This window comes from Brunnivagina elsteri CCALA 953 (assembly GCF_002289455.1).
GTDB classification, from domain to species: Bacteria; Cyanobacteriota; Cyanobacteriia; order Cyanobacteriales; family Nostocaceae; genus Brunnivagina; species Brunnivagina elsteri.
Genome location: NZ_NTFS01000273.1, coordinates 1 through 8,923, shown reverse-complemented (window position 1 = coordinate 8,923; position 8,923 = coordinate 1). Strand labels below are relative to the sequence as shown.

Sequence of the window (8,923 nt, the reverse complement as noted above, 5' to 3'; positions counted from 1 at the left end):
GTTAGGTTTAAGTTTGGTTGCTGACTCTAATGCAGCTATAGATTCTTGATATTTTTTATCTGAACCTAATGCCAAACTCTTGCCATAATAAGCTAAGTGAATAAAATCAGGGTTTTGCTTAATCGCTGCATCAAATGCTTTTATTGCTTCTTGATTTCGACTCAATCGCCAAAGTTGATTTCCCCTGTCTAGCCATTGACTAGCTGTTGTATTTCCTTTGGAAACATCAGTTGATAATATTGCTTCTTGAATCGACTTAATTTTTTGTGTATTTAATTGCGGTGCTGCTTCTGTTTCTATTTCTCTTTTCTGTACTTGCACTTCCAATCTTGTTGCTAATCCTAAAAAGGTACTGGTTGGAATACCTAAACTATAACCTAGTTGTACTTTTCCATCACTACTACCCTTATCTCCTGTTTTCTCATCAATGGCTTCTTCCCCTTCTGCACGTCCATGAATCCCTATCACTCTTCCCGTAGAATCTAGTACAGAACCCCCACTCATGCCACCATAGGTAATGCTGGTGTAAACTAATTCATATCCTCCGGTTAAGGAACTTGCTGTTTGTAATCTGCCAGAACTATCGCTTGGAAAGTCTGGTTCTTTTACCCCTAATAATCCTCCTTCTCTATCAAAAATCGTCCCAATTGTAAATCGCCAAGGTGAATTATTCCCTAATTTAGGATATCCCGCAGTAAAGATATACTGATAATCACTAGGATTATAATTTGCTAAAGTTGCTAATTCATAGTTTTGCTTACTAACAAATTTCACTACTGCTAAATCAACACCTTCCTCTCTTTTAATCGTGCTTTCATCTACAGAATATTTGTTGCCATCATGAGTAACAATTTCATAATTTTCGTTACGACATGGTTTTGTTGCATTATCTCCTTTGTTCCTTTCACAAACCACATGGGCTGCTGTTAATACTGTATAGGTGTAGGTATTCCCATTTTTATTTTTAGCAATAATCACCCCAGACCCATTATTATTAATGCCATTAATATCCTTACTGCTGCTATCAATCCTAACCGTAAATTGTTTAGCTTTTTTCTCTAAATCTCCCAACCATCTAGTTAACTGTGGTTCTGGAACGCTGGCTATAGTTTTTGGGAAAGGTAAACCATAAGCAGTAAGTATGTCTGCATTCACCTCAGCTAAAACAGTTGAAATCGGAATCCCCCAACTCAACTTTCGCATCTCCTGAATTTCTGACTCACTGGGACGCGAACCATTTTGATAGACATAACCACTATTTAAAATTGGATAAGCACCTCGTCCATTAATTCCAACAAGCATCCCACTACTGTGAATAATTGCACCACCACTCATTCCCTGTTCAATATTACTGGTGTAGCCAATTTGATATCCTTCCTTAAGGGGTTGAGAAATTTGTTGAATTTTGCCATGACTAAATACCATCTCTCCCTTTTCCCCAGAAAATCCCCCAGCAGTAACAGACATTGTTGTATCGGGAAGAAAATCAGCAACTTTTATAGGGCAATAAATTTCATTCGTTTGAAACTGCAATAATGCCAAATCAAATTTTTCAAACTTAGTATTAGGAATAATTTGTGCAGTATGAGTTTTCCCATCAACTGTTTTGAGATTGATAGAATTAACCCCTCTGACAACATGGAAATTAGTGAGGACTAAATACGTATTTCCTTTTTTAGCAAGTAGCGTACCCGAACCCCCATTATTATCGCCAATCACTTTGACTGTAATACGACTAGCAATAGTTTCTAATTGTTTTTCAGAATATTCTAAATAATCGCCTTTATCCTTTTCTGGTATTATTTCGCAGTTTGGATTTGGAGTTACTGTTTGGGCTTTAGCAGGGAGTATAATAGCAAAATTAGGAGACTGGAACAGTAAAATTGAGGTAATTATGGCGATGTTTTTATTCATATTTATGTTGAAGAATTATGAAGAAAATCTGAGGATACTTGAAAAGAGAATGAGACGCGATATATCGCGTCTCTACATATCAGGTAACTAGGTAGGAATATTTTCCACAGGAGCTTTTTTGAAATATTCTTTCATGTCAATATATACCTGCTGACCTGAGTTTTGATAGAGTATTCCTACTCCTCCTGCTCCTACTAATGTATCGATAAGCCTCTGTAAAACTATAGTAGGACTACTACCAGGTTTAATCGTAAATAGTTGATTTGTCCCATTACAAGTTTCACCTTGATTGGGAATACTACAAATTACTGGATAGCCATTATTGATGCCGTGAGTCAGATAATTTAAGCTGCCATTATCATAAAACTGTTGAAACTTTTGAGTGACTATCTCACACCTTTTTTGAGGAGTGATGTGGGGAGGAAGAGCTTGTGATTTCCAACCAATTAGACTGATATGACCTTTGCGTTCGGGAATCCAAGCAACCGTAGCTGGAATTTTGTCGCCGCTTGCTTTGTCAAATATTTCTCGACATAAAAAAGTGACTTTATTTGGCTGAGAGTTAGTAGCAACAGGTTGACTGAAAGCAGGAGAAATACTGATAGCTAATGTTGCCGCAGAAGTTAAGGCAGTGAGTGCTAAAGCGATGGAAGATAATTGACGTTGCATAGTTTTAATCCTTCAAGAAAGTAAGATTGATGATGTAATAAAAAAAACGATAATGACCTAAATTAGTCATTTAAGGTTGAGAATTTGCCCGTAAGCTATAATCTCCAATTTCACCTCTGTCGAGGGAATTAGCTATGATGAAAAAAACTCCATCTGCTGGTAAAGCCATCGTAATTTGAGCATTAAAATCACCTGCTCCTCTATCATCGTTTTCTGCTATTTTTAGAAGTTGCTGACCTTCTGTAGACTCAACCACCTGAAATAAACTTAAAACTGGGTTAATCTTCTGACTCGTCATCTCAATCACGACCTGTTGACCTTTCTTACCTTGAAATTGGTACCCATCAGCAAAACTGCCATCTTCGAGAGTGCGATCGCCCTTAGTTAAACTGCCATTAATTACTTGACCATTGAGTGTAATTGTCCGAATCGATGGTTCTTGAGTTCGTGTAAATAGGGTAGAAACTGGGGAAACATCTTTTTTTCTCGCTGCAACGATAAAAGACTGTACCTGGGAGACAGGAATAGAAAAATTCATCCCAGTATTTAATTCCCCAATCCCTGATGTATTCACACCAATTACTTGACCTTGAGAGTTGAGGAGGGGACCACCGGAATTACCCCCCATAATCACAGCATTATGTTGAATTTCTCCATCACTAGGGTCAATTCGGGTGATATTACCTTGGGTAAATGTACCCTCAAATTTTGCATCCAGAGGAGTACCCAGAGCAAAAACGCGATCGCCCACTTTTGCACTACCAGGAGTAGCTAAAGGAAGGGTATGCAAGTTTTTTTGTCCATGAATTTTTAGAACTGCTAAATCTAAACCACCCTTACCAAAACCCATCACATCTGCACTAAATTTTCTCCCGTCGGTAAAAACCACCGTCACTACTTGAGGAAACTCAGCAGGGTTATAAGTTCTGGCATATTCTGCTTCTGCTTCATTTTTTGGTTGTAGTCGTGGTGGTGGCTTGATTACATGAGCATTAGTAATAATCAACCCATCCTGACTAATTACAAACCCGCTCCCATGACCAGTTTCTGTTTTCACTGTCACCACTGCTGGACTAGCTTTTTGGTATACTCTCCGGTTAAGCGACTCATCAGATGTTTGCGCTAAAACACGGTTAGAATAACCTGCTTCCTTTCCGTTCAGCGATAGTAATTGCTCGACGGTGTTTATACCCGTTAGAGCAAAAACAGTGCATAGTGTTAAAATTCCTAATTTCGAGAATCGCTTGTTTATCATCGTTTTAGATTTAGTTCGTAAATTCCCCATTGGAAGTCAAAAAGTGATATTTTCAGATAATTGCGACTGAAATCACAATATCATGCTGATTTTTCTCTGTAAAAATACTTAAACCAGATAATCTCGATAGTGCGATCGCCTTTAGTCCCCACTGGTTAAATAAGTTCATGTTGAACCCCTGAAAATTCCCTTCTAGTAGGATTACGGTGTGAGGAGGAATTTTTTACGCAAGCTCTAAACTTTTTTCTCAGTCATTGCTAAATACTTAGGGAATTTACCGAGATTAGCCGTAAAGCCATCGGATTGCGAGGAAGTCCTGGGGAACATTGTTCGCCGATCATTAAGGGCGATTTTCTTGAGATTCTTGGCAACTATTATTACCGTGATTCATCTATTTAAGTATATATATGGATAAAAATCCGGCTTTTCATTTGCAAGCCGAGAAAATAAATATACTTAGTATGGAGAATGAATCGAGTTGTAGAAGAGAGCGATCGCACTTCCAATCCAAGCACATAAAATCATGCGATCGCACTTTCTATTTAGCCAGTTGAATTAACTATGCGATCGCACTTCCAATCCAAGCACTTAAAATCATGCGATCGCACTTCCAATCCAAGCACATAAAATCATGCGATCGCGCTTCTAATTCAACCACATAAAACCATGCGATCGCGCTTCCAATCCAATCGCTAAAAATATGCGATCGCGCTTCTAATCCAAGCACTTAAAATCATGCGATCGCGCTTCCAATCCAAGCACATAAAATCATGCGATCGCGCTTTCAGTTTAGCCACTTAAATCAATCATGCGATCGCGCTGACAATTCAACCACTAAAAATATGCGATCGCGCTTTCAGTTTAGCCACTTAAGTCAATCATGCGATCGCAGTCTCTGCCCGGAGGGCGATCGCTTTTGTTTTGTCTATGTGGCTTAGTTAGAGATTGTGGTGGGGTTGGAATTTTGGCAAATCTCCGTATTTTTCCGGAATTCATGGTGCTGTTATTGAAATTTTATCATGACTAAGTGTGTAATATCTCACATCCTTACCCATGAACGAACAGCGTCAGCAAGCATATTTCAACCTTATTCGCAGCCTGTTAGATTCCCCCAGTGGTGAAGAATCAGAGATTTTAGCAGCAAACCAAGAGTTACTTGATGCTGGTTTTGTGCAGACGGTAGAAGCAGTAGCACAGATGTTTTCACAGCCGGGGGATGAGAATACAGCGAATTGGTTGCAAAGTTTGGCAATGCAACTAAGGGAAGTATTAAATCTAGATACTAAAGTAGATTTGGAATCTCTCAGTGAAGAGGAGATACAGGCATATTTCCAATTCTTGATGGAGGTACTACAAGCAACCGCAGACAGCGAAGGTAATCCCCAGGTAGTTTACCCCTTGCTGGCAAATAATACAGACAAACTCGACGAGGTGTTAGCAGAAATATTGCATCGTTGGGGGACAAATACACTGGGGGAAGCCCAAGCAGATGAGGTGGAAAACCTAGCAACAGCTATTTTCAATTTTAGCGCTCTAATTCAGCAATTTCCCTTAGGTGACAAAGCCAGCAATATGGAAATTGCTATCACTGGCTGTGAAGTCGTGCTAAAAGTCAGAACCAGAGAAACTTTGCGTCAAGATTGGGCAATGACGCAATATAATCTCGCAATTGCCTACGGGGATAGAATTAAAGGAGACAAGGCAGATAACATTGAAAAAGAGATCGCGGCTTTGACTGCTGCTTTAACTGTCTTAACCAGAGAAGCTTTGCCTCAAAATTGGGCAACAACGCAAAATAATCTCGCAATTGCCTACTATTTTAGAATTAAAGGAGACAAGGCAGATAACATCGAACAGGTGATCGCGGCTTTTATTGCTGCTTTAACTGTCTACACTCCAGAAGCTTTGCCTCTAGATTGGGCAGGTACGCAAAATAATCTCGGACTTGCCTACAGCGATAGAATCAAAGGAGACAGGGCAGATAACATCGAAAATGCGATCGCTGCTTATACTGCTGCTTTAACTATCTACACCAGAGAAGCTTTGCCTCAATATTGGGCAGCAACGCAAAATAATCTCGGTAATGCTTACAGGGACAGAATTAGAGGGGATAAAGCTGAGAATTTAGCAATGGCGATTGCTTGTTTCCAAAAAGCTCTCAAAGTTTATAGTTTTGACACTTTTCCCTACGAATGGGCAACCACGCAAAATAATCTCGGTCTTGCTTACAGTCACACAATCAGAGGGGATAAGGCTGAGAATTTAGAACTCGCAATCGCTTGTTTGCAAGAAGTTCTCTTAGTTTATACTGTTAATGCTTTTCCCTATGAATGGGCAAGAACGCTAAATAATCTCGGAACTGCTTACTGTGAAAGAATTAGAGGAGAAAGAGCAGAGAATTTAGAGGTGGTAATCTCTTATTACCAAGAAGCTTTGACAGTTTTCACTTTTGATGATTTTCCCTATGAATGGGCAAGAACGCTAAATAATCTCGCTAATGCTTACCGTGAGAAAATCAGAGGAGATAATGCTGAGAATTTAGAACTGGCGATCGCTTATTACCAAGAAGCTCTGAAAGTCATAATTTTTGAAGCTTTTCCTGTTGATTGGGCACAAACGCAAAATAATCTTGCGACTGCTTACAGTTCTAGAATTAGAGGGGATAAAGCTGAGAATTTAGAACTAGCGATTACAACTTACCAAGAAGCTCTAAAAGTCAGGACTTTTGAAGCTTTTCCTGTTGATTGGGCACAAACGCAAAATAATCTTGCGACTGCTTACAGTTCTAGAATCAGAAGGGATAAAGCTGAGAATTTAGAACTGGCGATTACAACTTACCAAGAAGCTTTAAAAGTCAGGACTTTTGAAGCTTTTCCTGTTGATTGGGCACAAACGCAAAATAATCTTGCGACTGCTTACAGTTCTAGAATCAGAGGGGATAAAGCTGAGAATTTAGAACTAGCGATCGCAGCTTACCAAGAAGCTCTAAAAGTCAGGATTTTTGAAGCTTTTCCTATTGAATGGGCAGGTACGCAAAATAATCTCGGTCTTGCTTATAGTGACAGAATCAGAGGGGATAAAGCTGAGAACTTAGAACTGGCGAGCGGTTGTTTCCAAAAAGCTCTCAAAGTTTATACTTTTGACACTTTTCCCTATGAATGGGCAGGTACGCAAAATAATCTCGGTCTTGCTTATAGTGACAGAATCAGAGGGGATAAAGCTGAGAACTTAGAACTGGCGAGCGGTTGTTTCCAAAAAGCTCTCAAAGTTTATACTTTTGACACTTTTCCCTATGAATGGGCAGGTACGCAAAATAATCTCGGTCTTGCTTATAGTGACAGAATCAGAGGGGATAAAGCTGAGAACTTAGAACTAGCGATCAGTTGTTACCAAGAAGCTCTCAAAATTAGAAATTTTCATGCTTTTCCTATTGATTGGGCAACCACACAAAATAATCTTGCTAATGCTTACATTTGTAGAATTAGAGAGGAGCGGGAAGGTAATTTAGAACTAGCGATCAGTTGTTACCAAGAAGCTTTCAAAATCAGAACTTTTGAAGCTTTTCCTGGTGATTGGGCGCAAACACAAAATAATCTCGCTTTTGCTTACCGAAACAGAATCAGAGGGGAGCGGGCAGATAATTTAGAGCGGGCGATCACAGCTTACCAAGAAGCTCTCAAAGTCAGAAGTTTTGACACTTTTCCCCAAGACCATGCATTCTCTTTATGGGGACTAGGAATTGTTTACCAAAGCACAAGCAAGTTGATTTTAGCTGACAATGCCTTTAAATCGACCATTGACACAGTAGAATCTTTGCGGGAAGAAATAGTATCTGGAGAAGAAAGCAAACGCAAACAAGCGGAAAAATTTAACGAAGTTTATAGCCGCATGGTAAAAGTTTGCTTGAAATTAAATAAAACTACCGAAGCAATTGAATATGTTGAACGTAGTAAAACCCGCAATTTAGTTGAACAAATCCTCGAACGCGACTCTAAAACCTTCTTCCCTCCAGAAGTAGTCACTCAATTAGAAACATACAGGGATGAAATAGCCGTAGGACAATATCAAATCCAAAATGGTAAAGCCGAAAATCCCCAACAATTAGCACAACGTCTCCAACAATTGCGACAGCAGCGTAATGAATTGCAAAACCGCTACTTACCTGTTGGTTATGGTTTCAAATTCGACTCTTTCCAGCGTACTTTAGATGAGCGTGCAGCCATTATTGAGTGGTATATTCTCGGCGATAAAATTCTGGCGTTTATTGTCACAAAAAGAGGAGAGTTGACAGTTTGGCAATCCCAGCCAGAAGATAGAGAAGCTTTGAGGAATTGGGCAAATCAATATTTGAAAAACTATCGCAATCAAAAAGACCAATGGCTTAATACCTTAGAAGAATCACTCAAAGAATTAGCCTCGATTCTGCACATTGATGAAATATTAACTCAGATACCAAAGCACTGCGATAAACTCATCCTAATTCCCCATCGGTTTCTGCATTTATTCCCCCTTCATGCAATTCCAGTAAATCAAAATTCTGAAAATTCGCGTTGTCTTCTGGATGTATTTGCTGGTGGTGTGAGTTATGCACCCAGTTGTCAACTACTGCAACAGGTACAAAAGCGAAAACGCCCAGATTTTCAATCCCTATTTGCGATTCAAAACCCTACAGGCGATTTAAACTATACAGATTTAGAAGTACAAGTTATTCAAAGCTACTTTAATCCTGCCAACGTTCTGAAAAAAACAGCAGCAACACTCACAGCAATTAATAATTCTGACTTAAATACTTACCACTGCACTCACTTTAGCTGTCACGGGTATTTTAACTTGACAAATGCCAGTAAATCAGCCCTAATTTTGGCAAATGCACCCGTCGCAGACACACCAACAAAACCCGACTCCGAACGTTACCTGGATGTGCGATTGGGTGAAACCCATGATTTAGAAAAATGTCTTACCCTAGATAAAATCTTCGCTCTCAAGTTAGAAAAATGTCGCCTCGTCACTCTTTCCGCGTGCGAAACCGGATTAATTGATTTCACCAATACCAGCGATGAATATATTGGCTTACCCAGTGGTTTT

At 39.4% G+C, this 8,923-nt stretch carries 7 protein-coding genes; 3 read left to right on the top strand and 4 right to left on the bottom strand.

All coding sequences use genetic code 11. The features are described 5' to 3' along the window. The 3 genes from CK510_RS20720 to CK510_RS20710 all read right to left on the bottom strand — a co-directional run. Positions 1 to 1,914, bottom strand: a 1,914-nt coding sequence (locus CK510_RS20720; protein WP_143289366.1) for a tetratricopeptide repeat-containing S1 family peptidase, incomplete at its 3' end; no start/stop codon positions are given. An 87-nt stretch (positions 1,915 to 2,001) separates the two neighbouring features. Further along, positions 2,002 to 2,583 (bottom strand): COP23 domain-containing protein, encoded by a 582-nt coding sequence (locus CK510_RS20715; RefSeq protein WP_095723504.1) that lies wholly within the window; start codon positions 2,581 to 2,583, stop codon positions 2,002 to 2,004. A 70-nt stretch (positions 2,584 to 2,653) separates the two neighbouring features. Then, positions 2,654 to 3,838, bottom strand: a complete 1,185-nt coding sequence (locus CK510_RS20710) for a S1C family serine protease (RefSeq protein ID WP_095723506.1) — start codon at positions 3,836 to 3,838, stop codon at positions 2,654 to 2,656. A gap of 407 nt (positions 3,839 to 4,245) precedes the next feature. Here CK510_RS20710 and CK510_RS31920 point away from each other — a divergent pair, with 407 nt between their 5' ends. Next, positions 4,246 to 4,392 (top strand): hypothetical protein, encoded by a 147-nt coding sequence (locus CK510_RS31920; protein ID WP_158224936.1) that lies wholly within the window; start codon positions 4,246 to 4,248, stop codon positions 4,390 to 4,392. A gap of 5 nt (positions 4,393 to 4,397) precedes the next feature. On the opposite strand, the gene CK510_RS31915 is transcribed toward CK510_RS31920, so the two are convergent. Further along, the gene (locus tag CK510_RS31915) at positions 4,398 to 4,565 is read right to left on the bottom strand and encodes a hypothetical protein (protein WP_158224935.1); all 168 of its coding nucleotides are present in this window, start codon (positions 4,563 to 4,565) and stop codon (positions 4,398 to 4,400) included. A gap of 43 nt (positions 4,566 to 4,608) precedes the next feature. Here CK510_RS31915 and CK510_RS31910 point away from each other — a divergent pair, with 43 nt between their 5' ends. Together CK510_RS31910 and CK510_RS20705 are read left to right on the top strand one after the other, a co-directional pair. Further along, entirely contained in the window at positions 4,609 to 4,776 is a 168-nt protein-coding gene (locus CK510_RS31910) for a hypothetical protein (protein WP_158224934.1), read from the top strand. Between the two features lie 115 nt (positions 4,777 to 4,891). Continuing rightward, a partial coding sequence (locus tag CK510_RS20705) for a CHAT domain-containing protein (protein WP_143289365.1) occupies positions 4,892 to 8,923 on the top strand: 4,032 nt, incomplete at its 3' end.

Coding starts and splice junctions, on each gene's coding strand:
- CK510_RS20715 (WP_095723504.1), bottom strand. CDS start 2,583: ATGCAACGTCAATTATCTTCCATCGCTTTAGCACTCACTGCCTTAACT.
- CK510_RS20710 (WP_095723506.1), bottom strand. CDS start 3,838: ATGATAAACAAGCGATTCTCGAAATTAGGAATTTTAACACTATGCACT.
- CK510_RS31920 (WP_158224936.1), top strand. CDS start 4,246: ATGGATAAAAATCCGGCTTTTCATTTGCAAGCCGAGAAAATAAATATA.
- CK510_RS31910 (WP_158224934.1), top strand. CDS start 4,609: ATGCGATCGCGCTTTCAGTTTAGCCACTTAAATCAATCATGCGATCGC.